General features: G+C 61.1%; 27 protein-coding genes, 1 tRNA gene and 2 riboswitches. Of the genes, 14 read left to right on the top strand and 14 right to left on the bottom strand.

What is annotated here, in order from left to right:
* Positions 1-75 precede the first annotated feature (75 nt).
* A riboswitch (glycine riboswitch) is annotated at positions 76-156 on the bottom strand.
* A riboswitch (glycine riboswitch) is annotated at positions 157-249 on the bottom strand. It abuts the riboswitch before it with no gap.
* A 158-nt stretch (positions 250-407) separates the two neighbouring features.
* Together AC13QO_RS05145 and AC13QO_RS05140 are read left to right on the top strand one after the other, a co-directional pair.
* Complete coding sequence (locus tag AC13QO_RS05145; RefSeq protein ID WP_488540055.1) at positions 408-788, top strand: hypothetical protein; 381 nt, start codon at positions 408-410, stop codon at positions 786-788.
* A gap of 72 nt (positions 789-860) precedes the next feature.
* Positions 861-1,865 carry a DUF1775 domain-containing protein gene (locus tag AC13QO_RS05140; RefSeq protein WP_488540054.1) on the top strand — a complete coding sequence of 335 codons (1,005 nt, stop codon included), beginning with the start codon at positions 861-863 and terminating at the stop codon, positions 1,863-1,865.
* Between the two features lie 74 nt (positions 1,866-1,939).
* Here the strand turns inward: AC13QO_RS05140 and AC13QO_RS05135 are convergent, their stop codons facing one another.
* The gene (locus AC13QO_RS05135) at positions 1,940-2,206 is read right to left on the bottom strand and encodes a hypothetical protein (RefSeq protein ID WP_488540053.1); all 267 of its coding nucleotides are present in this window, start codon (positions 2,204-2,206) and stop codon (positions 1,940-1,942) included.
* Positions 2,207-2,326: 120 nt separating this feature from the next.
* On the opposite strand from AC13QO_RS05135, the gene crcB reads away from it, so the two are divergent.
* The 7 genes from crcB to AC13QO_RS05100 all read left to right on the top strand — a co-directional run bounded on the left by crcB (position 2,327) and on the right by AC13QO_RS05100 (position 7,838).
* Positions 2,327-2,704, top strand: coding sequence for a fluoride efflux transporter CrcB (gene crcB / locus AC13QO_RS05130; RefSeq protein ID WP_097599297.1), 378 nt, complete (start codon positions 2,327-2,329; stop codon positions 2,702-2,704).
* Between the two features lie 87 nt (positions 2,705-2,791).
* Positions 2,792-3,790 carry an RluA family pseudouridine synthase gene (locus AC13QO_RS05125; protein ID WP_285193729.1) on the top strand — a complete coding sequence of 333 codons (999 nt, stop codon included), beginning with the start codon at positions 2,792-2,794 and terminating at the stop codon, positions 3,788-3,790.
* Complete coding sequence (locus tag AC13QO_RS05120; protein ID WP_434713216.1) at positions 3,787-4,440, top strand: HAD-IA family hydrolase; 654 nt, start codon at positions 3,787-3,789, stop codon at positions 4,438-4,440. The genes AC13QO_RS05125 and AC13QO_RS05120 overlap by 4 nt, the downstream gene beginning before the upstream one ends.
* Before the next feature lie 9 nt (positions 4,441-4,449).
* The gene (locus tag AC13QO_RS05115) at positions 4,450-5,235 is read left to right on the top strand and encodes an ATP12 family chaperone protein (RefSeq protein ID WP_488540052.1); all 786 of its coding nucleotides are present in this window, start codon (positions 4,450-4,452) and stop codon (positions 5,233-5,235) included.
* A gap of 67 nt (positions 5,236-5,302) precedes the next feature.
* The gene (locus AC13QO_RS05110) at positions 5,303-5,761 is read left to right on the top strand and encodes a hypothetical protein (RefSeq protein ID WP_488540051.1); all 459 of its coding nucleotides are present in this window, start codon (positions 5,303-5,305) and stop codon (positions 5,759-5,761) included.
* A 36-nt stretch (positions 5,762-5,797) separates the two neighbouring features.
* Positions 5,798-7,330, top strand: a complete 1,533-nt coding sequence (locus tag AC13QO_RS05105) for an acyl-CoA carboxylase subunit beta (protein WP_085778264.1) — start codon at positions 5,798-5,800, stop codon at positions 7,328-7,330.
* Positions 7,331-7,445: 115 nt separating this feature from the next.
* Positions 7,446-7,838, top strand: coding sequence for a DoxX family protein (locus tag AC13QO_RS05100; RefSeq protein ID WP_488540050.1), 393 nt, complete (start codon positions 7,446-7,448; stop codon positions 7,836-7,838).
* 41 nt (positions 7,839-7,879) lie between these two features.
* Here the strand turns inward: AC13QO_RS05100 and AC13QO_RS05095 are convergent, their stop codons facing one another.
* The 8 genes from AC13QO_RS05095 to lipB form a co-directional block, all read right to left on the bottom strand.
* Positions 7,880-8,194 carry a DMT family transporter gene (locus AC13QO_RS05095; RefSeq protein WP_183700365.1) on the bottom strand — a complete coding sequence of 105 codons (315 nt, stop codon included), beginning with the start codon at positions 8,192-8,194 and terminating at the stop codon, positions 7,880-7,882.
* Between the two features lie 165 nt (positions 8,195-8,359).
* Positions 8,360-8,827 (bottom strand): YaiI/YqxD family protein, encoded by a 468-nt coding sequence (locus AC13QO_RS05090; protein WP_285193724.1) that lies wholly within the window; start codon positions 8,825-8,827, stop codon positions 8,360-8,362.
* Positions 8,828-8,837: 10 nt separating this feature from the next.
* Complete coding sequence (locus tag AC13QO_RS05085) at positions 8,838-9,311, bottom strand: GNAT family N-acetyltransferase (protein WP_488540049.1); 474 nt, start codon at positions 9,309-9,311, stop codon at positions 8,838-8,840.
* Positions 9,311-10,438, bottom strand: a complete 1,128-nt coding sequence (locus AC13QO_RS05080) for an S-(hydroxymethyl)glutathione dehydrogenase/class III alcohol dehydrogenase (protein ID WP_488540048.1) — start codon at positions 10,436-10,438, stop codon at positions 9,311-9,313. Before AC13QO_RS05080 ends, AC13QO_RS05085 begins: the two co-directional genes overlap by 1 nt.
* Before the next feature lie 73 nt (positions 10,439-10,511).
* Complete coding sequence (locus AC13QO_RS05075; RefSeq protein WP_488540047.1) at positions 10,512-12,521, bottom strand: acetyl-CoA carboxylase biotin carboxylase subunit; 2,010 nt, start codon at positions 12,519-12,521, stop codon at positions 10,512-10,514.
* 108 nt (positions 12,522-12,629) lie between these two features.
* Positions 12,630-13,334, bottom strand: a complete 705-nt coding sequence (locus AC13QO_RS05070; RefSeq protein WP_488540046.1) for a hypothetical protein — start codon at positions 13,332-13,334, stop codon at positions 12,630-12,632.
* Positions 13,335-13,431: 97 nt separating this feature from the next.
* Positions 13,432-14,352, bottom strand: coding sequence for a DMT family transporter (locus tag AC13QO_RS05065; RefSeq protein ID WP_097599307.1), 921 nt, complete (start codon positions 14,350-14,352; stop codon positions 13,432-13,434).
* 80 nt (positions 14,353-14,432) lie between these two features.
* Positions 14,433-15,152 (bottom strand): lipoyl(octanoyl) transferase LipB, encoded by a 720-nt coding sequence (gene lipB, locus AC13QO_RS05060; protein WP_097599308.1) that lies wholly within the window; start codon positions 15,150-15,152, stop codon positions 14,433-14,435.
* Positions 15,153-15,205: 53 nt separating this feature from the next.
* Between lipB and AC13QO_RS05055 the strand changes: the two genes are divergently transcribed.
* From AC13QO_RS05055 to AC13QO_RS05045, 3 genes are all read left to right on the top strand, one after another.
* Positions 15,206-15,370: a hypothetical protein gene (locus AC13QO_RS05055; RefSeq protein ID WP_488540045.1), complete on the top strand. Its 165-nt coding sequence runs from the start codon at positions 15,206-15,208 to the stop codon at positions 15,368-15,370.
* A tRNA-Leu gene (locus AC13QO_RS05050) sits at positions 15,335-15,419 on the top strand. The genes AC13QO_RS05055 and AC13QO_RS05050 overlap by 36 nt, the downstream gene beginning before the upstream one ends.
* Before the next feature lie 249 nt (positions 15,420-15,668).
* Positions 15,669-16,313, top strand: a complete 645-nt coding sequence (locus AC13QO_RS05045; RefSeq protein ID WP_285193850.1) for a methyltransferase family protein — start codon at positions 15,669-15,671, stop codon at positions 16,311-16,313.
* A gap of 60 nt (positions 16,314-16,373) precedes the next feature.
* Here the strand turns inward: AC13QO_RS05045 and AC13QO_RS05040 are convergent, their stop codons facing one another.
* The 3 genes from AC13QO_RS05040 to AC13QO_RS05030 form a co-directional block, all read right to left on the bottom strand.
* Positions 16,374-16,742 (bottom strand): hypothetical protein, encoded by a 369-nt coding sequence (locus tag AC13QO_RS05040; RefSeq protein ID WP_097599309.1) that lies wholly within the window; start codon positions 16,740-16,742, stop codon positions 16,374-16,376.
* Positions 16,743-17,058: 316 nt separating this feature from the next.
* A complete protein-coding gene (locus tag AC13QO_RS05035; RefSeq protein WP_085778253.1) occupies positions 17,059-17,571 on the bottom strand; it encodes a BON domain-containing protein in 513 nt (170 codons plus the stop codon).
* Positions 17,572-17,641: 70 nt separating this feature from the next.
* Positions 17,642-18,136, bottom strand: a complete 495-nt coding sequence (locus tag AC13QO_RS05030) for a peptide deformylase (RefSeq protein WP_488540044.1) — start codon at positions 18,134-18,136, stop codon at positions 17,642-17,644.
* 240 nt (positions 18,137-18,376) lie between these two features.
* On the opposite strand from AC13QO_RS05030, the gene mgtE reads away from it, so the two are divergent.
* Positions 18,377-19,789, top strand: a complete 1,413-nt coding sequence (mgtE, locus tag AC13QO_RS05025) for a magnesium transporter (protein WP_085778252.1) — start codon at positions 18,377-18,379, stop codon at positions 19,787-19,789.
* A gap of 65 nt (positions 19,790-19,854) precedes the next feature.
* Positions 19,855-20,247 (top strand): MerR family transcriptional regulator, encoded by a 393-nt coding sequence (locus tag AC13QO_RS05020; RefSeq protein ID WP_011425479.1) that lies wholly within the window; start codon positions 19,855-19,857, stop codon positions 20,245-20,247.
* A gap of 27 nt (positions 20,248-20,274) precedes the next feature.
* Here AC13QO_RS05020 and AC13QO_RS05015 read toward each other — a convergent pair whose 3' ends face one another.
* Together AC13QO_RS05015 and AC13QO_RS05010 are read right to left on the bottom strand one after the other, a co-directional pair.
* Entirely contained in the window at positions 20,275-21,264 is a 990-nt protein-coding gene (locus tag AC13QO_RS05015) for a heparan-alpha-glucosaminide N-acetyltransferase (protein WP_488540043.1), read from the bottom strand.
* Positions 21,264-22,028: a DUF599 domain-containing protein gene (locus AC13QO_RS05010; RefSeq protein ID WP_285193716.1), complete on the bottom strand. Its 765-nt coding sequence runs from the start codon at positions 22,026-22,028 to the stop codon at positions 21,264-21,266. Before AC13QO_RS05010 ends, AC13QO_RS05015 begins: the two co-directional genes overlap by 1 nt.
* Positions 22,029-22,172: the final 144 nt, after the last annotated feature.

Here is a 22,172-nt window from a genome sequence, read left to right as displayed (position 1 = left end):
ACGACGCCTCCGGGGTTTGCGCCTCTTATTAGGGCGCGGGCTCAAATCTGAAGGCGCGGCTGCGCGCTTCTCTCCTGAGCCCCCTCTGTCCCTTTGCCTGAGATTGTTATCCCTTCGGCGAGCGTTTCGAAAACGCTTCTCTCCAGAGTTCCGTCTGCCCCCTTGCTGGTCCTTTGGCCTGAGAGTTTCCGGGGCGGTTGCTCCTTCGGCACCGGTGGCAGAAGCACCGGATTCTCCCAACAGGGTTGGCCGCAATTATCCGGCGGGCGCAGCGCTTGGCAAGGCCAAATGTCGTGACCTGACAAATTTTTGTCGCCAAAGTCAGGGAAGGGCGCGATCTGCGGCAAATCTGCTTTTGCATTCGGCTGGGAAAACGGCTATCGCGACATGCTGTTGAAGGGGATCTCATGCGGCAGACAGGACTGAAAGCGACGCTCTTCCTGCGCATGCTTTGCGCCTTTGGCTTGCTTTTGCTCGGATTCGCCCATCAAGCGCCGCAGGCTGTCGCTTCCGATGGTTATGATGCCGCGGCCTACGTGCTGCCCGACGGCAGCTTTGCCTCGCTCTGCGTCACCGTGAAGGAGGCCGAAGGCAAGACTGTCGGCTTCAAGCCGAATTGCGAAGCCTGCCGGCTGTCTGCATCGGTGATCCTGCCGACGCCGGATGCGGGTTGGTGGCTCGAGCGCAAGCTCGCCTCGCTGATCAACCCACCGATCGGGACTGCAGCCGTTGCCGCTGTTAGTACTGTAGACCGGCCGAATTCGCGCGGGCCTCCGGCCCTCATCTGATCTGCCTCCGCAACCTATGACGCAAAATGCCGGTTCGCCCGAAGAGGGCCGCGGCCGGCGAGGAGATATCCGATGAAAACAATCAAGACTATCGCGCTTGCCGCGCTTCTTTCCGCAACTGCCTTCGCAGGCGCCGAGGCGCATGTCACCTTCCTCGACAAGGAGGCGAAGCTCGACAGCACCATTCTTGCGACGCTGCAGGTGCCGCACGGCTGCGATGGCAAGGCGACCACGGAAGTGCGGGTCAAACTGCCGGAAGGCTTCGTCTTCGCCAAGCCGCAGCCGAAGGCCGGCTGGGAACTCGAGGTGATCAAGGGCGACTACCAGAAGAGCTACGACAATCACGGCGACAAGGTGAAGACGGGCGCCATCGAGATCCGCTGGACGAACGGCAATCTTCCCGATGATTTCTACGATACCTTCGTCATCCAGGGCAAGGTGTCGGGCGTCGAAGCCGGCAGCTCGCTTGCCTTTCCGGTGACGCAGCTGTGCGGCGATAAGGTCACGGCCTGGGATCAGGTGGCTGGAGAAGGCGGCGATCCGCACGCGCTTAAAAGCCCGGCGCCGCTCCTGAAGGTCGTTGCCGGTGATGATCATGGCCACGACCATGACGATATGGCCGGGATGAACATGTCCGGAATGTCCCCCATGCCCGGCATGGACATGTCGGCAGCAATGCCAGCCGGCGACACAGTCAAGGCCGGCGACCTCGAAATCTCCGGCGCCTTCGCCAAAGCGATGCTGCCCGGCCAGCCGGTCGGCGGCGGCTTTTTCATGGTGAAGAACAACGGCAAGACGGATGATCGCCTGCTCTCTATCAGCTCGCCCGCGGCGGGCGAGGTTCAGATCCACGAGATGGCTACCAAGGACAATGTCATGCGGATGCGCCAGCTGAAGGATGGCATCGCCATTGCCGCGGGCGAAACGGTCAAGCTCGAGCCCGGCGGCCTGCATCTGATGTTTCAGAAGGTGAAGACGCCATTTAAACAGGGTGACACGGTGCCAGTGACGCTGAGCTTCGAGAAAGCCGGCAAGGTCGATCTGGTGCTGCAGGTGCTGTCGGCCCAGGGCAAGTAGGGCCGGCCGATTCACACAGAGAGCCTGCGGTTGCGATCACAGTCGCGGGCTTTCTATTGGAAGCGGCTTGTCTGTTAGACATCCTCGTAGGATTGCAGCGCCTGCCGCAGGCCTATCTGTGGTTGCTGGTTGCCCTTTGCCATCAGGTCGAGCGCCACCTCCGTCGACTGGATGATGCTGGAGGGCTCCTCGGCCTGATCGGACGCCCCGCCGTTCAATTGCCGGTCAGCGATGCGCTTTGCATCACGCGCCGCCGTGCTCGTAGCGACGCGCTGGGGTATCCTCAGCGATTCGAAGGCAATGGCGGCGGTGTTGGCCGATATGGACAGGAGCTGCGTCATGCCGTCACGATATTCGCATGGTCTTGGTGCTATCGTAACAAAATCATTGGCATTTTACCGAGTGGCAAGAATTCGCGCGGTTCCATTGGAGTCGTCGCCGAACTGAGGTAAATCCGGCTTATGATTCAGGCTCTCCTTGTCGCGCTGGGCGGCGCAATCGGTTCCGTCCTCAGATATTATGTCGGCCAATGGGCGCTAAAGCTCATGGGGCCGGCCTTTCCCTGGGGCACTCTTGCCGTCAATGTCGTCGGCTGCTTCGTCATCGGTGTCTTCGCCGAACTGGTCGCGCGGAAGTTCAACGCATCGATGGAACTGCGCCTGCTGCTGATCACCGGCTTTCTCGGCGGCTTCACCACCTTCTCTGCTTTCTCGCTCGATGCCATCTCGCTCTTCGAGCGCGGCGAGGCTGTCGCCGGCGGCCTCTACATAGCAGCCAGCGTCGGCCTTTCGATGGCGGCCGTGTTCGCGGGCCTAGCCATCATGCGCGCTTTGGTCTGATTCCGGTTTCCGTTTTGCATGAAAATGCTCTAAGGCTGCGGCAAGAACGCCGGCTTGGCCCGCGCTGCAATTTCCGAAAGACTATTCATGGCTGGCATAGAACATATCAAGGTTGAAGCCGACGAGGCGGGCATGCGGCTCGATCGCTGGTTCAAGGTGCATTTTCCCGGGCTGGGCTTCGGGCCGCTGCAGAAGCTGCTGCGCTCCGGCCAAATACGTGTGGACGGCGGACGGGTGAAATCGGATGCACGCGTGCAGCCCGGCCAGACGGTACGCGTGCCGCCGCTCGATGTCGACGCCAAGCTGAAAACCGGGCCGATCGCCGGCAAGGATCTCAAACATTCCACGGATTTCGACCTCCTGTCACGCATGGTGCTGCACGAGGACGAAAAGGTAATTGTCCTCAACAAACCGCCCGGCCTTGCCGTCCAGGGCGGCTCCGGCGTCGCCAGGCATATCGACCAGATGCTGGAGGCCTGGATCAGCCCGAAGGGCGAGAAGCCGCGGCTCGTCCACCGCCTCGACCGCGATACGTCAGGCGTGCTCGTCATCGCCCGCACCCGGGGTGCGGCACAGAAGCTGACCGCCGCCTTCCGCGAGCGCGATACGAAGAAGACCTATTGGTCTCTGGTCAAAGGCGTGCCGCGCAAGCGTGAGGACAAGATTTCGACCTGGCTCGTCAAAGAGCCGACGGCTGATGGCGACCGCATGCGCATCGCCAAGCATGGCGAAGACGGCGCCGATCATGCCGTGTCCTACTACCGCATCATTGAGACGGCGGCGCAGCGTCTCGCCTGGCTCGAGATGGAGCCCTATACGGGGCGCACGCACCAGCTTCGTGTTCACGCTTTGCACATCGGCCATCCCATCATCGGCGATCCCAAATATTTCGACGACGATCCGAACTGGGATTTTCCCGGCGGTATCCAGAAGCGGCTGCACCTGCACGCCCGCCATATCGACATCCCGCATCCCTCAGGGGGGCGCCTGCGCGTCACCGCGCCTCTGCCGCCGCATATGGTGCAGAGTTGGAACCTGCTCGGCTTCGATGAAAATTCGGCTCCCATCCTGGACGACCAAGAATGAAACTTGCGCTTTTTGATTGCGACGGCACCTTGGTCGACAGTGCCGGGCTTATCCATGAAACCATGCGGCGCACCTTCGAGAAGTTCGGCAAGGCTGAGCCGCGATTTGAGGACACCAAGGCCATTATCGGCCTGTCGCTGGATATCGCCATAGCCCGCATGCAGGGCAAGCCGCACGTCGAGCAGGAAGACGTCGAGATGACGGCGCATTACAAATCGCTGTTTACCATCGTGCGTCAGGATCTCGACTACCGGGAGCCGCTGTTTGCCGGAATCCGCGAGATGATCGATGCGATCAGCGGCCGCGAGGATCTGCTGATCGGGGCGGTGACGGGTAAATCCCGCCGCGGTTTGAAGCTCGTAATGGACACGCACGGCTTCGACAGGCATTTCGTCGTTGCGCGCACCGCCGACGACTGCCCCTCCAAGCCGCATCCGGCCATGGTGACGGAATGTTGCGACGAAACCGGGATGAATGCCGCCGATACCATTGTCATTGGCGATGCGGTTTACGATATGCAAATGGCAAAGGCTGCCGGCGCAAAAGCGATCGGTGTTGCCTGGGGCTATGCCAGCGTGGATGAATTGATCGCCAACGGCGCCGATGCGATCGCCTATCATCCGAACGAGATATTGCGCCATTTTTCTTGAGGTGAGCCCATGCGCGATCTGCTGAACGATCTTTCCGAGGGTCTGAGCCATCCCGATCCCATCCGTCGGGCGCAGATCCAGATGAAGATGCCGCTGCCGAAGTGTTTCTATACCGACGTGGCGGTCGCCGAGCACGAGGGCAGCTTCGCGATCACGCTCGACGGCAAGTCGGTGCGCACGCCGGCACGGCAGGTTCTTGCCGTTCCCACAGAGGCGCTCGCACAGCTTGTCGCCGCCGAATGGCGTGGGCAGGGCGAGGAAATCGATCCGGTCACCATGCCGGTGACCCGGCTGGTCAACACCGCGCTCGATGGCGTGGCAACCAATACGCAGGCCATCTTCGAAGACATTCTCCGCTTTTCCTCGAGCGACCTCATCTGCTACCGCGCCGACACGCCGGAGCTGTTGGTCGAGCGCCAGAGGGAGCGTTGGGACCCGGTAATCGACTGGGCGGCCCACGATCTCGGCGCCCGTTTCATCCTCGTCGAAGGGGTGATGCCTCACGAACAGCCGCGAGAGGCCACCGCGGCCTTCGCCGTGACACTGGCGCGGCATCAGAGTCCCATGGCGCTCGCTGCCCTCCATACGGTCACGACGCTGACCGGCTCGGCGATCCTGGCGCTCGCGTTTGCCGAGGGCCGGCTGACGGCGGAGGAGGCGTGGTCGCTTGCTCATCTCGACGAAGACTGGACGATCGAGCATTGGGGGCGGGACGAGGAAGCCGAAGAGCGAAGAGCCAAGCGCTTTGCCGAGTTCAAGGCAGCAGCGGATGTTTTTTTCGCCCTAAGCGCCTGAAACATATTGCCTTCTCAGTCATTATGGCGAAATCTGCGACTCCAATGGGGTGGTGCGGGATTTTGCGATGGATTGGCTGAGGTCGAGTTTTTGCCGGACCGTGCTCGTCTGTATTGCGCTGACGGCCTGCGGCAGCCTCTCGGCCAACAAGCCGAAGGCACCGCTCTATGATGTGCGCAGCGCTGTCGTTCTCTCCGGCCCGAACATCCCTGCCGAGCTGCTTGCCGGGATCAACGACCGCGTCAATGCCGCCATCAATGCAACGATGCGCGACACCGTGCTGCCGCGGGTGGTGCTGACAATTCGCGTGGTTTCGATTGAGAAGGGACTCGGTTTCCAAAAGGACCGCAACGTCGCCAAAATCAGGGTTGACGCGTCTTCGGTCGACGACGGCTCGGTGATTGCCGTCAGCGCTTTCGACGTAACCAGTATGGCCGCCGACCCGAAACTTGCCGACGACATCATGGCCGAGGACGTCGCTGCACGGATCCGCTCGGTTTTCTCGCTCAGCGGACGCAGCCGCTAGCGCATATCGACCGCGAGAGCGGCGAGGGGAGATCGCATGAAGGAAATTCTCGAAGAACTGGAACGCCGCCGCGGCATCGCGCGTCTCGGCGGTGGCAAGGAGCGGATCGATGCTCAGCACAAGCGCGGCAAGCTGACGGCGCGCGAGCGCATCGACCTCTTCCTCGACGAGGGCACTTTCGAAGAGTTCGACATGTTTGTGGAGCACCGCTCCACCGATTTCGGCATGGATAAGAGCCGTATCGCCGGCGACGGCGTCGTCAGCGGGTGGGGCACGGTCAACGGCCGCACGGTCTTCGTCTTCGCCAAGGACTTCACCGTCTTCGGTGGCTCGCTTTCGGAAGCGCATGCCGAGAAGATCATGAAGGTGCAGGACATGGCGCTGAAGAACCGCGCGCCGATCGTCGGCATCTACGATGCCGGCGGCGCCCGCATCCAGGAAGGGGTCGCCGCGCTTGGCGGTTATGCCGAAGTCTTCCAGCGCAATGTGCTTGCCTCGGGCGTCATTCCGCAGATCTCGGTGATCATGGGCCCCTGCGCCGGCGGCGACGTCTATTCGCCTGCGATGACCGATTTCATCTTCATGGTGCGCGACACCTCCTACATGTTCGTCACCGGTCCCGATGTGGTGAAGACCGTGACCAACGAGACGGTGACAGCTGAGGAGCTTGGCGGCGCTACGGTGCACACGACACGCTCATCGATCGCCGACGGCGCCTATGAGAATGATGTCGATACGCTGTTGCAGGTGCGCCGGCTGATCGATTTCCTGCCGCTTTCGAACACGTCGCCGTTGCCGGAGATCGAATGTTACCAATCGGTGACCGAGACCGATGCGTCGCTCGATACGCTGGTGCCGGCGAGCGCCAACAAGCCTTACGATATCAAGGAGCTGATCCGGAAGGTGGCGGATGAGGGGGATTTCTTCGAGATTCAGGAGAGCTTCGCCAAAAACATCGTCTGCGGCTTCGGCCGCGTCGAGGGCTCCACCGTCGGTTTCGTCGCCAACCAGCCGATGGTGCTGGCCGGCGTGCTCGACAGCGACGCCTCGCGCAAGGCGGCGCGCTTCGTGCGCTTCTGCGACTGCTTCAACATTCCGATCGTCACTTTCGTCGACGTGCCAGGCTTTCTGCCGGGCACGGCGCAGGAATATGGGGGCCTGATCAAGCACGGCGCCAAGCTGCTCTTCGCCTATGCCGAGGCGACGGTGCCGAAGCTCACCGTGATTACCCGCAAGGCCTTTGGCGGCGCCTACGACGTGATGGCGTCAAAACATTTGCGGGGTGATTTGAATTATGCGTGGCCGACGGCGCAGATCGCCGTGATGGGCGCCAAGGGTGCCGTCGAGATCATCTTCCGCAAGGATATCGCCGATCCGGAGAAGATCGCAGCCCATACGAAAATGTACGAGGACAGGTTCCTGTCGCCCTTCGTCGCTGCCGAGCGCGGTTATGTCGACGAGGTGATCATGCCGCATTCGACCCGGCGGCGGCTGGCGCGCGGCCTGAAGATGCTGCGCAACAAGGATCTCGCCAATCCCTGGAAAAAACACGACAACATCCCGCTCTGATATCTGGCCGCGTTGCCTGCTGTCGAAAAAGTGAACGGCCGTCAGCGATCCGTGTGTTCAATCGCGGCCGGAGACGGGCTAACGCTCGGCTGCAATTTCTTTAATGGAGAGGTTAATGTCAACTTTCGAGCGTCTTTCCGCTTATCGCCCCTATGGGCTAGCCGCTCTCAGAATCATCACCGCGCTGCTGTTTATCGAGCACGGCACCATGAAGCTTTTCGCCTTCCCGGCTGAGCAGATGCCGGGCTCGCTGCCGCCGTTGATTCTTTTCGCGGCTCTTCTGGAGCTTGTTGGCGGACTTCTTATTCTCGTCGGCCTGCTGACGCGGCCCGTGGCCTTCTTGCTGGCCGGCGAAATGGCGGTCGCCTATTTCATGGCGCATGCGCCGAAAAGCTTCTTCCCGGCCCTCAACCAGGGCGACGCGGCGATTCTGTTCTGCTTTGTCTTCCTCTACCTGTTCTTCTCGGGTGCCGGCGCTTTCTCCGTCGACAACCGTAAGGCAGCGTGAGCGATTGCTGAGGGGCGTCGGTGACGCCCCTCAAGCTTATTTCAGGCTGTCAGCTTGAGACCGGCGATGCCGCCGACGATTAGCATGATGCAGGCAAGGCGGGAGACGCTTGCCTGATCGCCGAGCAGCCAAATGCCGAGGAGCACGGTGCCGACCGTGCCGATGCCGGTCCACACCGCATAAGCGGTGCCGATCGGCAGGTACTTCACCGCCAGGCCGAGCAGGACGACGCTCACCACCATGGAAATGACGGTCAGCGCCGTCGGCAGCGGCCGCGTGAAACCCTCGGTGTATTTAAGGCCGATCGCCCAGCCACATTCGAAAAGGCCAGCGAGAAAAAGCAGAAACCAGGCCATACGCCTTCTCCTTGTTCAAGAGCGAGGCCGTCCCCGCGACGGTTGCATCCTCAGGGCGCCGCAGTCGTCTGCGATTGTGCCTATATCAGTGAGGGAACGGCTGTCTTCAAGGTAGGAATCGGCATGGCTGCCATGCCACCCGTTTCTTGCCGGCCGCCAAAGAGGTCATGACTGGCCGCCGGCCTCGGCGGAAAGGCTCTTGGCACGGCGGCAGAGGCGATCGAAAGTTTCGAGGAATCGCGAGCGGTCTTTCGGGCTGAAGGCGGCGTTGTAACCTTTGCTTTCCCCGGTTTCGCGCAAATGCGCACCGAGATCGCGCATGGCGCTCGCCATGCCGATATTAGTCTCGTCGAAGACACGCCCGGTCGGACCGCTGACGAAGGCGCCGGCGGCGACGCAGCGCACTGCAAGCGGCACGTCGGCGGTAACGACGACGTCGCCGGCGCCGGCGCGCTCGGCGATCCAGTTATCGGCGGCATCGAAGGCATTGGAGACGATGACGTTGTGGACCATCGGGTCGCGGGACGGGCGCAGGCCGGAATTGGCGACGAAGGTGACTTCGAGGCCGTGGCGTTCGGCAACCTTCAGGATCTCCGGCTTCACCGGGCAGGCATCGGCGTCGACATAGATCATGGCGGTGTCCTCATGCCATCTGAATGGCCGGCCGTCTGACCATATCGATATGGGGAATGCCGTCTTCCAGATATTCCTGCGACGTCCCGACAAAGCCGAAGGATTCGTAGAAGCGGCGCAGATGGGCCTGCGCTGACAAGGCAATCGGATTTGCCGGATAACGCCGCTCACAGGCGGTGATCGATTCACGCATCAATGCGTCGCCCAGACGTTTGCCGCGATGGGCAGGCGAGACGACGACGCGGCCGATCTTGGACGGGTCCTGCGGCTCATGCGGTTTGAGGATCCGCGCCGCCGCCAGGAGGTCACCGCCCTCCAGCAGTCTGAGATGCAGGGCATCGATGTCCTTGCCGTCAAGTTCCGGATAGGGACAGTTCTGCTCGACGACGAAGACATCGACCCGCATTCGCAGGAGGTCGTAGAGCTCCCGCGCGGGGAGCTCATCGAGAGTCCTCATATCGACCCGGTAGCTTGCTGCAGGCATCAATAGACCACCACGCCGCGGATGCTTTCACCCTTGTGCATCAGGTCGAAGCCCTTGTTGATGTCTTCGAGCGGCATGGTGTGGGTGATCATCGGATCGATCTGGATCTTGCCCTGCATGTACCAGTCGACGATCTTCGGCACGTCGGTGCGGCCGCGCGCGCCGCCGAAGGCGGTGCCCATCCAGTTGCGGCCGGTCACCAGCTGGAACGGACGTGTCGAGATTTCCTGGCCGGCGCCGGCCACGCCGATGATGACCGATTTGCCCCAGCCGCGATGGCTGGCCTCCAGCGCCTGGCGCATCACCTTCGTGTTGCCGGTGCAGTCGAAGGTGTAGTCGGCGCCGCCGATCAGGTCGCCGCCCCGCTTGGTCATGTTGACCAGATAGGGCACGATGTCGTCGCCGACCTCCTTCGGATTGACGAAATGCGTCATGCCGAACTTCTCGCCCCAGGCCTTGCGATCCGGGTTGATATCGACGCCGATGATCATGTCGGCGCCGGCAAGCCGCAGGCCCTGAATGACGTTCAGGCCGATGCCGCCAAGCCCGAAGACGATCGCCGTCGATCCGACCTCGACCTTGGCGGTGTTGATGACGGCGCCGATGCCGGTGGTGACGCCGCAGCCGATGTAGCAAATCTTGTCGAAGGGCGCGTCGGGATTGATCTTGGCGAGCGCGATCTCCGGCAGCACCGTGTAATTGGCAAAGGTCGAGCAGCCCATATAGTGATGGATCTTGTCCTTGCCGATCGAGAAGCGCGAGGTGCCGTCCGGCATCACGCCCTGGCCTTGGGTGGCGCGGATGGCGGTGCAGAGATTGGTTTTGCGCGATGTGCAGGAATAACACTCGCGGCATTCCGGCGTATAAAGCGGAATGACATGGTCGCCCTTCTTGACCGAGGTCACACCCGGGCCGACATCGACGACGATGCCGGCGCCCTCATGGCCGAGGATGGCGGGGAACAGGCCTTCCGGATCGGCGCCCGACAGGGTGAAATCGTCGGTATGGCAGATGCCCGTCGCCTTGACCTCCACCAGCACTTCGCCAGCCTTCGGCCCCTCCAGCTGCACGGTCATCACTTCAAGCGGTTTTCCAGCCTGAACGGCTACGGCGGCGCGAACGTCCATCTTCCTATCCTGCTAATTTGTCGGTTCCCAACTGCTTGCATCGGCCAAGCTTGACATGGCTGGCGAGCAGGGCTCAAGCGAATTCCATGATGACGGCGTCGACGGCCAGGCTTTCGCCGGCGGCGGCATTGATCTTCGAGACGACGAGATCGCGCTCGGCGCGCAAGACGTTTTCCATCTTCATCGCCTCGACGATCGCAAGCGTCTCACCGGCCTTGACCTCCTGACCCTCGGCGACCGCGATGGACACGACCAGGCCGGGCATCGGGCAGAGCAGGAGCCTAGAGGTATCCGGCGGCAGCTTCACCGGCATCAGCCTGTCGAGTTCCGCATGGCGCGGCGAAAAGACCTTGGCGATCACCGACAGTCCCTGCCAGTCGATGCGCAGGCCGTTGAGGACGGGGCGGATCTGCGCCGCAATATCCTGGTCGCCGACCCTGCCGCTCCAGACCGGATCGCCCGGTCTCCAATCGGTGACAACGCTCCGGCTTTCGCCCTCGATCTCCATCTCCATATCGAAAGGAATAGTGACGAGGCCATCGAGCAATCTGACAGCGACGTAGCTGTCTCCTGTTTTGACCACCCAATGCTCCCGCAGTGTGGCCGATGCGGCGCGCAGGCGATCGGCGAAACGTTCGCGGCGGTTCGCTTCGATGAGCGAGGCAGACAGCGCGATTGCGGAAAGCATGGCTTCCTCCTGCCGGTCCGGCTTCATCGGCGCGAAACCGTCAGGATATTCCTCGGCAATGAAGCCAGTGGAAAGCCGGCCCTCGCGCCAGCGCGGATGTTTCATCAGCGCCGACAGGAAGGGAACATTGTGCTCGATGCCGTCGACGACGAAGCCGTCCAGCGCCCGGCCCATGGCCTCGATCGCTTCGCTACGCGTCGGCGCCCAGGTGCAGAGCTTGGCGATCATCGGATCGTAATACATCGAGATCTCGGCGCCCTCGAAGACGCCGGTATCGTTGCGGACAACAATGTTGCCGGCCCTGCCTTCCGCCGGCGGGCGGTAGCGCGTCAGGCGGCCGATCGAAGGCAGGAAGTTGCGATATGGATCTTCGGCATAGAGCCGGCTTTCGATCGCCCAGCCATCCAGTCTGACATCCTCCTGGCTGAAGCTGAGCGGCTCTCCCGCGGCGATGCGGATCATCTGTTCGACGAGATCGATGCCGGTGATGAGTTCGGTCACCGGATGCTCGACCTGCAGGCGGGTGTTCATTTCGAGGAAATAGAAATTGCGGTCGCGGTCGACGATGAATTCGACGGTGCCGGCGCTCTGGTAGTCGACGGCCTTCGCCAGCGCCACCGATTGTTCGCCCATAGCCTGGCGCGTTTTTTCGTCGAGGAAAGGCGAGGGCGCCTCTTCCGCCACCTTCTGGTTCCGCCGCTGGATCGAGCATTCCCGCTCGCCGAGATAGACGACCTTGCCATGCGCATCAGCCAGCACCTGGATCTCGATATGGCGCGGCTCGACGACGAACTTCTCGATGAAGACGCGGTCGTCCCCGAAGGAGCTCTTCGCCTCGGAGCGGGCGCGCTCGAAGCCGTCGCGCACCTCGGCCTCGTTCCAGGCAATGCGCATGCCCTTGCCGCCGCCGCCGGCAGACGCCTTGATCATGACCGGATAGCCGATGCCGCCAGCGATCTTTTCCGCGCGCGCGGCGTCCTCGATGATGCCGAGATGGCCGGGCACGGTGGAGACGCCGGCCGCATTGGCGAACTTCTTCGATTCGATCTTGTCGCCCATCGCCATGATGGCCTTCGGCTTCGGGCCGATGAAGACGATGCCCTTCTTTTCCAGTTCGGCGCAGAAAGAGGCGCGCTCGGAGAGAAATCCGTAACCGGGATGCACCGCCTCGGCGCCGGTCGCCTTGCAGGCGGCGATGATCTTGTCGGCGACCAGGTAGCTTTCCGACGCTGCGGCGGGGCCGATATGGACGGCTTCATCGGCCATTTCGACATGCAGCGCATCCCGATCCGCGTCCGAATAGACCGCAACGGTCGAAATGCCCATGCGGCGCGCGGTCTTGATCACGCGGCAGGCAATCTCGCCGCGATTCGCGATCAGGATTTTCTTGAACATCGAGACTCCACCCAGAAATGCGTTCCGGAGTTTTACGCATAAAACACCGGAACGCACAATCGGGCTTGGGACCGGCAGGCGGGAGACGTGAGATTAAGCCGCCTAATGTCAGGCGACGGCCGCTTCCGCGACCGATTCCTCGTCGATGATGCGCAGCCAGCGGCTGCGGGGCGGTTCCGGGCGATCGCACAGCGTGACCGCGGCCATGATCCCGGCCCAGTGCGGATGGTTGGCGCCCGGCAGCGTTGCCTGCTCGATCTGTTGGAGGACGCCATATTCGGGCGGCGACACGGCGATCACCCCGTCTGCGGCGATGCTTCTGAAGATGCGCATCGCAAAATCGACGTCCTGGCGTGTGATGTTCTTGTGGTCGACGGCGCGCGACAGCTTATAGCCGCCGATGCCGTCTGTAATCGCCAGGCGAAGCTGGTCGAGGGCAAGCGCTCTCAATTCACCCGGGACATCGGTTGAAATCTCGATGACGTGAAGAATGAGCTCAAGCTCCAGCGCCGAGTTGACGTTGCCGTCGGTCGTGAACATGCGCATGATCCAGGCAACGTTGATTTCATCAAGCGAGCCCTGCGGATAGGTGTAATGGACGATGAAACCGGCGATCTGCTCTACGAAGAAAGCGTTCCACTCGGCACATTTTTCGGGGCAGGAATTATTGAGCGCCAACATTGCAACGACATCCTGGGACGTCCGGATCCCCTCGGGGAAAGCATGTTTGCGCAGCAGCACGATATCTTCGGCCGTCAGCCGATGCTTGCCGGCCACGACACAGGCCGGAAAAGCGAGACGGAATTCGCTCATGTTTTAACTCCAGGCTTCATCATGAAGCCGGAGACAGTTTTAGCGACTGCGCATTGACGATCCCTCAAGAAGGGGAGTTAACCGGCTGCTGCGCGAATCACGAAGATTTTAGCGATCGCGCCTGCAGCCGCTCTCGCCAGATGATGAAGAGGCCGGATGCGACGATGATGAAAATGCCGATCCATTTGGAGAAATTCGGGAAATCATTGAACAGCGCATAGCCGAGCACGGTGGCCGAGATGATCTCGAAATATTGGAACGGGGCAAGCAGCGACAGCGGTGCAAGCCGGAACGCTCGCACCACCAGCATGTGCGCATATCCTGAGATCGAGCCGAGGGCGAGAAGCAGCGCAAGGCCGAGGCCGGAGGAGGGCAGGGATATGGCGAAGTCCCCATTGCCGGCGCTGCTGCCGACGAGAAGGGCGGCCGCCATGAAGATCGTTCCGCCGATGCCGGCCATCGTCTGCATGGTGAGCGGCGAATCAGCCTCGCCGATCGCGCGATTGAGGAAAAGGTAGAGCGAGAAGAGAAAGGCGCAGGCTACCGGCAGCAGCGCCTTCAGGCCGAAAATCTCGTAACTCGGCTGGATGACGATCATGGCGCCGCCGAAACCGACAGCGATCGCCATCCAGCGGCGCCAGCCGACCTTCTCTCCAAGGAACAGGGCCGACATGGCGGTCAGCATGAAAGGCTCGACGAAATAGATGGCAAATACGTCGGCCAGCGGCATGTATTTGACGGCGACAAAAAACAGCAGGCTCGCTGCCCCGTGCAACACGCCGCGCAGCAGATTCATCCACGGCCGCTTTGCGGAAAGCGCCCTGCGTCCAAAAACAGCAAAGAGAATCGGCAGGGTGCAGGCGATCTGGAAGAAGAAGCGATAGAAGGTGACCTGACCCGGCGACATCGCCTCAAAGGTCGCCATATATTTGGCGATGGCATCCATGGTGGGCAGAATGAACATGGCGCCGGACATGATTGCCATGCCCTGCAGGGAATTTTGATGGGGCTTTGACATGGCTGCCGATTCTTATGGGAACAGTGCCCATCAATCACGGGAAAGGCGGGCAAATCAAGCCCGTGAAACCCCGCAAACGGTCAGGCGTCATTGACCGTTTCACCAAAAACCGTCTCGAAAGCGGCGCGCAGCCGGATGTCCACATCCGCCATCATGAGGGGAAGGCCGAGATCGACGAGGCTTGTGACGCCATAGGCAGATATCCCGCAGGGCACGATGCCGCTGAAATGATCGAGATCGGGATCGACGTTGAGCGACAGGCCGTGGAAGGTCACCCATTTGCGCAGCCGGATGCCGAGGGCGGCAATCTTGTCTTCAGCCATCGTGCCGTCTGACAGCAACGGCTTTTCCGGGCGGCGAACCCAGACGCCGACACGATCCTCGCGGCGCTCGCCGCGCACGTTCATCATGTCGAGCGTACGGATGACGACCTCCTCGAGCGCGGCGACAAAGGCGCGTACATCCTGGCGCCTGCGCTTCAGGTCGAGCATGACATAGGCGACGCGCTGACCGGGTCCGTGATAGGTATATTCACCGCCGCGTCCCGTCGCAAAGACCGGAAAGCGATCCGGCTGGACGAGGTCGCCCGCATTGGCGCTGGTGCCGGCAGTATAGAGCGGCGGATGTTCCACGAGCCAGACAAGCTCGTCGCCGCCTTCTCCGATCGCCGCCACCTCGCGCTCCATCGTCTCCACCGCCGCCTCATAGGCAACGAGTCCATCGGCGATGCGCCAGCGCACCGGGCGGGTGCCGAGTTTCGGGAGCATGGAGAATTCGAGATCGGTGCGAAGCATGGCCATTCCTTGCCGCCTGTCCCAAATGCCTGACGAAACAGGGGCGGCAGGAGACCTATATGGACCCGTTTTCGGGCGAATTCAAATGCCGTGAAAGGTTTTCAAAAAAACTGTCATATCGCCCTTGTGCACCCCAAATGCTTTTGCTACATGCTGCCCCGCCGAAGCAAATCGGCACCTACCACGATGCGGTCGTGGCGGAATTGGTAGACGCGCAGCGTTGAGGTCGCTGTGGGGCAACCCGTGGAAGTTCGAGTCTTCTCGACCGCACCATCCCTATCAGGGAAACGTTCGCCGAGCGATAATTTCGGCATCCCTTGATCAGCCCGTGGCTATGATCGCTGCCGTTTCTGCAAAGGATCGGCAAAGCATAAGGGCATTGAGCAAACCATGCGAAAAACGATTCGGCTCTTCGGGCGACTCGCTCGAACTGCGAGATGTTGGGCGGTGGTTTAACCTATTATTAGTTTCGACGAATACATAAGACGCTACAATTTCATATCTGCGGAAGTCTTGGGGATGATGGAAAAGAAAGAGGCGGCAGGCTGGTCATTCCTCGATACATATTTCGTCCTCGACATTATCGAGAAGGTGCTCCTGGGCTATCTCTTCGTTGCGATCGTTATGCGTGTCATGCCCCAGATGCAGGACAATCGGGCGATCATTGACTGTTTGTTGCTGATTTCGGAAGGAGCCGCCGCCTTTCTGATCCTGACGCGCCGGCCGACTCGGAACGCATCTTTGCGCCTCTTCGACTGGTCGGTCACCGCGATCGGGACGCTCTTCCCGCTGCTGGTCAGGCCTTCGGCAGCGGTGCCGTTCGCACCGCTCTGGTTCTGTTTTCTGGCAATGTTGCTGGGTTTCCTGCTGCAGATATCGGCAAAGCTGGTATTGCGGCGAAGCTTCGGCCTGGTGCCGGCAAATCGCGGCGTGAAAATCGGCGGGCCCTACAGGTTGATCCGCCATCCGATGTACGCAGGTTATCTGCTGACGCATGTCGGCTTCTTCCTGGCCCATCCAAGCTTTTGGAATTTTGTCATTTATGCCACGGCACTTGCCGCACAGTGTCTACGCCTTCTTGCGGAAGAGCGCCTGCTCAGGGAGGATCCTGTTTACGCGGCCTTCATGGCTACGACCCGTTACCGGCTCGTTCCATTGGTGTTCTGAAGCCAGCCAGATCCCTGTTTAGAATGAAGGGGCCGATTCTCCGGCCCCTTATTTATCGGATCAATGCGTTGCGCGGCAGGCTTCTGTGCGCGAGGCGCCGCTGTCGGCACCTTTCGTATGGGAGCCGCTCGGGCCGACCATGCTATGGCACGGGGGGAGGGGCTTGATGCTTGCGGTCGCGGTCCTGTCGATCGCCGGTTTCGTCATGGCAACCGGGGCGAAGCCGTCGCTGTCATTGGTGTAATCGCTGGAATAGGCCGGAGCCTTGTGGTTGTTACTATAGTGCACGGGGGCAGGCGGCGCCATCTTGGAGGGCGCAAAGCCATCACTGTCGTTGGTATAATCATCGGAATAAGTCGGCTGAGCGAAGGCAGAGCCTGCAAGGCTGACGGCAAACAGGGATGCGGCGAGGGCAAATTTGATGCGCATGGTTCTTCTCCTCAATCTGTTGTTGCATTGAACAACATAAACCATCCCCGGCGGAGAAGATTTCGCGCGTCAATTGCGGCAATATTGTGAACTGAAGCCGGTCGCTTCATTGCCTTTTGTTCAAATGAAATCACGGTGTTGTTAACGAATTTGACGTTTCCGTTACGGCAGTCGCCGAACAAAATAGACCGCAAGCTACTTGCTCCTGCTACAATCGGAAATTGTTAACTTTTGGTAATGTCCGGAACGAATAGGAGGCGGTGCGCCGCCTCCTGGCGGGTCGCCGCCTCCTGGCGGGTCGTTGATGCGGGTCTTTTCAGTCTTCGTTCGGGATATGCGCGTCAACCCCGGTCAGCTGCAGCTTGTTGCGGACATGGTGAACGCCGTCGACCGAGAGCGCGCCGAGCTCGACCTTGCGGGCAATGCCGATGGTCTCGACCGAGCCTTCGAGGGTGATGACATGACCGTCGGCATGAACCTCGATACTGTTGATATCGACTTCGGGAATGTTTTCGAGAGCGTCGTTCACCCGCGCCTCGAGCTCGTCGCTTTCGTCGCGATCGATCATACCGGCGCGTAACGAATCCTTGAGGCGATTCTCGTTGCCGTCTTGGTCTGTGCCATCGACTCGGAAACCTGTGTTGGGATCGCTGTCGAAATTTGCGGCAGTCTCGCCATACGGACGGTTTGCCGGGTCGCTGCCAGCGGTGCCATCGGCATAGGGCCAGCCGTCATCGAGATTGCGTTCTTCGAGGTCGCGATAATCTTCTTCACGGGAAAGCTCGGGGGCCTCGCGTGAAATCGGGGTCTTGTCACCGATCCTTGCCATTATAGTCGCTCCTAGTTTCTCTCGGGACAACGCCGACAGAGGCGAATGGTTCGGTATGGCGGGCGTTTTGTCAGCCTTGGGTTTTCTCCCATTTTTTGACGAGGCGTTCGCGTTTCAGCCGCGAAAGCCGCTGCAGCCAGAAGATGCCGTCGAGCTGGTCCACCTCGTGCTGGACACAGATGGCGAGGAAACCTTCGGCGGCCTCCTCATGCAAGATGCCGCCGGCATCCTGATAGCGAAAGCGGATCGCCCGTGGGCGTGTGACCTCTTCGATCGCGCCGGGCATGGAGACGCTGCCCTCGGCATGGTTCATCGTCTCCTGCGACCTCCAGGTAATCTGCGGATTGACGTAGAGGCGCACGCCGTCGGCCCGATCGAGCTCTAGCACCGTCACGCGGAGGAAGACGCCGATATGGGCGGCGGTGATGCCGACGCCGGGGGCTGCGCGCATGGTCGCCAGCAGGTCGTCGGCAAGCGCGGGCAGCGACGCATCGAAGGCAGTCACCGGTTTGCAGAGGGTCTGTAGGCCCGGATGCGGATAGCGCAGGATCGGACGGATGGGCATGAAGCGGGCTCCCCTCTCTTTGAGCGGCGGGAAACTATCGCCGGCCGCAGACATTGTCATCACGAAGCACGGTTGGCGCTTTACGACAAGGATGCTTTGAGCTAGCAGGGGCCAAGAATTCCGACCGCGGGAGCCTCGCGCGGGATTCGCTTATCCGCTTGTTGACAATGTGTTTTCGGCCGACATTTGCGAATGCTGTGCGGCAGTCGTTGAAATTCGAACCAGGTGCGAGGGCGGCAGATGACGACGACCGACACGGAAGACCGCATTCGCCGGCGCGATGACGAGGAAGCGGATATCTACGACGAGGACGGCAATGTCCGCGGCGATTTCCTGGCGCTCGTCGGTGCGGCGATCGCCGATCGCGACACGCTGTTCCTGCGCGGGAATGTCGCCCGCCTGCATGAATCCGAGATAGGCGACCTGCTCGAATCGATCCAGCCGGATCAGCGCCTGGCGCTGGTGCGGCTGCTCGGCGAAGATTTCGACATGACGGCGCTGACCGAGGTCGACGAGGCAATTCGCCGCGAAATCGTCGACCAGATGCCGAACGAGCAGATCGCGGCCGCCATCGGCGAGCTCGACTCGGACGATGCTGTTTACATTCTCGAAGACCTCGACAAGGAGGACCGGGAAGAAATCCTCGCCCAGATGCCGTTTACCGAGCGGGTGCGGCTGCGCCGGGCGCTCGACTATCCGGAAAGCTCGGCCGGACGCCGCATGCAGACCGAGTTCGTCGCTGTGCCGCCATTCTGGACGGTGGGCCAGACGATCGACTATATGCGCGACGAGGAGGATCTGCCCTATTCCTTCTCACAGATATTCGTCATCGATCCGACCTTCAAGCTGCTTGGCGCCGTCGATCTCGATCAGATCCTGCGCACCAAGCGGCAGACGAAGATCGAGCAGATCATGCGGGAAACCAATCATCCGGTTCCCGCCGAGATGGACCAGGAGGAGGCCGCCCAGCTCTTCGAACAGTACGACCTTCTGTCTGCTGCCGTCGTTGACGAGAACGGCCGGCTGGTTGGCGTGCTGACCATCGACGACGTCGTCGACGTCATCCACGAAGAGGCGGACGAGGACATCAAGCGCCTCGGCGGCGTCGGCGACGAAGAACTGTCGGACAACGTGATCTCGACGGCGCGCTCGCGTTTCCTCTGGCTTCTGATCAATCTCGGCACGGCGATGCTGTCGGCGAGCGTCATCGGCCTGTTCGACGCCTCGATCGAGAAAATGATCGCGCTTGCGGTGCTGATGCCGATCGTCGCCTCGATGGGCGGCAATGCCGGCACGCAGACGATGACGGTGACGGTGCGCGCGCTCGCCACTCGCGATCTCGACATTTACAATGCCGGCCGCATCATCCGCAGGGAGGCCGGCGTCGGCCTTCTCAACGGCGCTGTCTTTGCGACGATCATGGGCGCGATCGCCGGCATCTGGTTTCATGATTATCAGCTTGGCGGGGTGATCGCGGCGGCGATGATCATCAATTTGATGGCGGCCGCGCTTGCCGGCATCCTGCTGCCGCTACTGCTCGACAAGGTGGGTGCCGACCCGGCGATCGCCTCGTCGGTGTTCGTCACGACGGTGACCGACTGCACCGGATTCTTCGCATTTCTCGGCATTGCCACGTGGTGGTTCGGCATCTGACGGTTCGCCGAAATTGACTATTACGTAAAAGTCAATATTATTGCCGGTTCGACGACGGGGAACACATGCCGGTGAACAAATATTATAGCATAACGGAGCTGACGCGCGAATTTGGAGTATCGACGCGCACGCTCCGCTTCTACGAAGACGAGGGACTGATCCATCCGGAGAGGCGAGGGCGCACGCGTCTTTTCCGGCCGGCGGACCGACGGCTCATTGGAGAAATCCTGCGCGGGCGGCGGATCGGTTTCACCATCGCGGAAATCCGCGAGATCATCCAGGTCTACAAGGAGCCGCCGGGCGAGCTCGGCCAGCTGAAACTTCTGATGAAGCGCGTCGACGAGAAGCGTGAGGACCTGCGCCAGAAGCGCAAGGACATAGACGATACGCTGACGGAACTCGATAATATCGAAGAGGCCTGCCTCGGCCGCCTTGCCGAAATCGGCGTTACCACCTGAGACTTGCCGCAGGGTGGCGCTGAACCTTTATTGCGCCTCGGCGCTGCATTCGCCGGCGATCGTCTGGACTCGCTCATCGCTCTGCAGATCGATCTTGCCCGCCTGAAGCGGTGCCAGCAGCGCCTGAGCCTGCAATCTGTCGAGCGTGCACTGGCAGAAGCTGCGGCAGAGGGCTGCGCCTTGCTGCATGACGCAAGCGGAGTTGCATTGCCTAAGGTAAGCTTCGACCGGATCCGGCTGCGGCGGCGGGACGACAAGGGAAAGACCGTAAGCGATCGCGATCAGCACCGGCTGATGAACGAGGTAGAAGGCAAGGCTGTGGCGGCCAAGCTTCGCCGGCCACCAGGAGCCTGTGCCGATGGCCGCGAGCCGATGCGGCAGCTTGGTTCTGATGGCAATCAAGGCGCTGCTCAAGCCCACGAAAAACGGCGTAGCCCAGGGAAACAGCGGCACATAATCGTTAGAGCGTTGCGGCGTTTCGGCAAGCCCGATCCAGGCGAGATATCTCGGATCGAAGAAGGATGAGCGCAGAAGGCCCGGTGTGCCGAAATTATCGAGAATCCAGGCGGCAAGGAGCGCGACTGTGACGAGGAGCGTGAAGGCGAGCGGCAATCTGACAAAAACGACGCCGATGAGCGTGAGCACCGCGATACAATGCAGGATTCCGAAATAGATCCACGTGTCCGGCATCGCGATGCGGGTGGCGATCGAAATGACCGCAGCCGCCGCGGCAATCATGCCGACACGTTTCCAGAAGGACGGCCAGCGAATTGTTGGCGTGCTGGAGAGCACCAGGCTGATGCCGACGATGAAGAGAAAGGTCGTGGCGATCGCCCGGGCATAGATCTTCAGCCAGCCGGTCTCGGCCGTGCCCGGCGCCAGATAGGCCATGAACTCCATGTCCCAGGTGAAATGGTAGCTCGCCATAGCAATCAATGCGACGCCGCGCGCCGTATCCAATAGGCCGATGCGCGGCGGTCTTGCCACCCCGTCGGCCTGCATTGCCGGCATTGTCATCAAAGTCCCCCGGTCAAATCATTTCCGTCGTTCGACGGCGTGTCGCGGCGAATAGCAGAAAGGTGGAGATTTGATGGCGATCCCGCATCCATGATCGCCAGCCGCGCCTGCGAAAAGAACTGTCGCCGGGTCAGCACGAAGATGACGGTCGCCGTCGTCAGCATGAAGACGTAAGGATTGATGAACCAGCCGAGATAGCCGATCGACAGGAAGATTGCCCTGAGACCCTCGTTGAAATTGCTGCCGGCGATGACATTCATGCGGATGACGCGCTCGGCGGCCCGCTCGGCGGCGATGATGTCGCTCTCGGCTTCGCGCATCATCGGGATGGAGCCGAAGAGGATGGTGCAGTAATTGAACAGCCGATAGGACCAGCCGAACTTGAAGAAGGCATAGCCGAAAAGCGCCGCCAGGCCACCGACCTTCATCTCGAAGGCGGCGTGGCCGCCATGGAGCACGAAGGGCAGGTCGGCAAAGACGGCGTCAACCTTCTCCGTTGCGCCGAGCAGGGCGAAGCAGCTGCCCATCGCGAAAATCGAGGTTGAGGCGAAAAAGGCCGTGCCGTTCTGCAGTCCGGCCATGATCTGCGTGTCGATCATTTTCAGGTCGCGGCGCAGCGAATTGTAGATCCACTCCCGCCGCCGTTCGGTCATCGCGTGGGTCAGGCTGGTGCGGCCGAAGAAGGTGCGGCCCTTCAACAGCCAGGAATAACCCACCCAGACACAGGCAAAGAAGGCCAGAGCGATATAATCCGCCGTCGTCATCAACGATTCAGTCTCCGCATGAATGCGGCCACCTTACATATGCGCCGCGATGCTGCAATGACCGGCAGGGCGTGCCCGGAACGATATAGCGCTATGAAAAGCGATTCCGATTTTCAAAGCGCTGCGTTAGTGTGAAATGTCGCA

It is taken from the genome of Rhizobium sp. CNPSo 3670, from assembly GCF_057784555.1.
This window is presented reverse-complemented; position numbering and strand designations above follow the sequence as displayed.

Excerpts from the sequence above, each read along its gene's own strand:
- AC13QO_RS05145 (WP_488540055.1), top strand. The coding sequence starts at position 408 with ATGCGGCAGACAGGACTGAAAGCGACGCTCTTCCTGCGCATGCTTTGC.
- AC13QO_RS05140 (WP_488540054.1), top strand. The coding sequence starts at position 861 with ATGAAAACAATCAAGACTATCGCGCTTGCCGCGCTTCTTTCCGCAACT.
- AC13QO_RS05135 (WP_488540053.1), bottom strand. The coding sequence starts at position 2,206 with ATGACGCAGCTCCTGTCCATATCGGCCAACACCGCCGCCATTGCCTTC.
- crcB (WP_097599297.1), top strand. The coding sequence starts at position 2,327 with ATGATTCAGGCTCTCCTTGTCGCGCTGGGCGGCGCAATCGGTTCCGTC.
- AC13QO_RS05125 (WP_285193729.1), top strand. The coding sequence starts at position 2,792 with ATGGCTGGCATAGAACATATCAAGGTTGAAGCCGACGAGGCGGGCATG.
- AC13QO_RS05120 (WP_434713216.1), top strand. The coding sequence starts at position 3,787 with ATGAAACTTGCGCTTTTTGATTGCGACGGCACCTTGGTCGACAGTGCC.
- AC13QO_RS05115 (WP_488540052.1), top strand. The coding sequence starts at position 4,450 with ATGCGCGATCTGCTGAACGATCTTTCCGAGGGTCTGAGCCATCCCGAT.
- AC13QO_RS05110 (WP_488540051.1), top strand. The coding sequence starts at position 5,303 with ATGGATTGGCTGAGGTCGAGTTTTTGCCGGACCGTGCTCGTCTGTATT.
- AC13QO_RS05105 (WP_085778264.1), top strand. The coding sequence starts at position 5,798 with ATGAAGGAAATTCTCGAAGAACTGGAACGCCGCCGCGGCATCGCGCGT.
- AC13QO_RS05100 (WP_488540050.1), top strand. The coding sequence starts at position 7,446 with ATGTCAACTTTCGAGCGTCTTTCCGCTTATCGCCCCTATGGGCTAGCC.
- AC13QO_RS05095 (WP_183700365.1), bottom strand. The coding sequence starts at position 8,194 with ATGGCCTGGTTTCTGCTTTTTCTCGCTGGCCTTTTCGAATGTGGCTGG.
- AC13QO_RS05090 (WP_285193724.1), bottom strand. The coding sequence starts at position 8,827 with ATGATCTATGTCGACGCCGATGCCTGCCCGGTGAAGCCGGAGATCCTG.
- AC13QO_RS05085 (WP_488540049.1), bottom strand. The coding sequence starts at position 9,311 with ATGCCTGCAGCAAGCTACCGGGTCGATATGAGGACTCTCGATGAGCTC.
- AC13QO_RS05080 (WP_488540048.1), bottom strand. The coding sequence starts at position 10,438 with ATGGACGTTCGCGCCGCCGTAGCCGTTCAGGCTGGAAAACCGCTTGAA.
- AC13QO_RS05075 (WP_488540047.1), bottom strand. The coding sequence starts at position 12,521 with ATGTTCAAGAAAATCCTGATCGCGAATCGCGGCGAGATTGCCTGCCGC.
- AC13QO_RS05070 (WP_488540046.1), bottom strand. The coding sequence starts at position 13,334 with ATGAGCGAATTCCGTCTCGCTTTTCCGGCCTGTGTCGTGGCCGGCAAG.
- AC13QO_RS05065 (WP_097599307.1), bottom strand. The coding sequence starts at position 14,352 with ATGTCAAAGCCCCATCAAAATTCCCTGCAGGGCATGGCAATCATGTCC.
- lipB (WP_097599308.1), bottom strand. The coding sequence starts at position 15,152 with ATGGCCATGCTTCGCACCGATCTCGAATTCTCCATGCTCCCGAAACTC.
- AC13QO_RS05055 (WP_488540045.1), top strand. The coding sequence starts at position 15,206 with ATGGACCCGTTTTCGGGCGAATTCAAATGCCGTGAAAGGTTTTCAAAA.
- AC13QO_RS05045 (WP_285193850.1), top strand. The coding sequence starts at position 15,669 with ATGGAAAAGAAAGAGGCGGCAGGCTGGTCATTCCTCGATACATATTTC.
- AC13QO_RS05040 (WP_097599309.1), bottom strand. The coding sequence starts at position 16,742 with ATGCGCATCAAATTTGCCCTCGCCGCATCCCTGTTTGCCGTCAGCCTT.
- AC13QO_RS05035 (WP_085778253.1), bottom strand. The coding sequence starts at position 17,571 with ATGGCAAGGATCGGTGACAAGACCCCGATTTCACGCGAGGCCCCCGAG.
- AC13QO_RS05030 (WP_488540044.1), bottom strand. The coding sequence starts at position 18,136 with ATGCCCATCCGTCCGATCCTGCGCTATCCGCATCCGGGCCTACAGACC.
- mgtE (WP_085778252.1), top strand. The coding sequence starts at position 18,377 with ATGACGACGACCGACACGGAAGACCGCATTCGCCGGCGCGATGACGAG.
- AC13QO_RS05020 (WP_011425479.1), top strand. The coding sequence starts at position 19,855 with ATGCCGGTGAACAAATATTATAGCATAACGGAGCTGACGCGCGAATTT.
- AC13QO_RS05015 (WP_488540043.1), bottom strand. The coding sequence starts at position 21,264 with ATGACAATGCCGGCAATGCAGGCCGACGGGGTGGCAAGACCGCCGCGC.
- AC13QO_RS05010 (WP_285193716.1), bottom strand. The coding sequence starts at position 22,028 with ATGACGACGGCGGATTATATCGCTCTGGCCTTCTTTGCCTGTGTCTGG.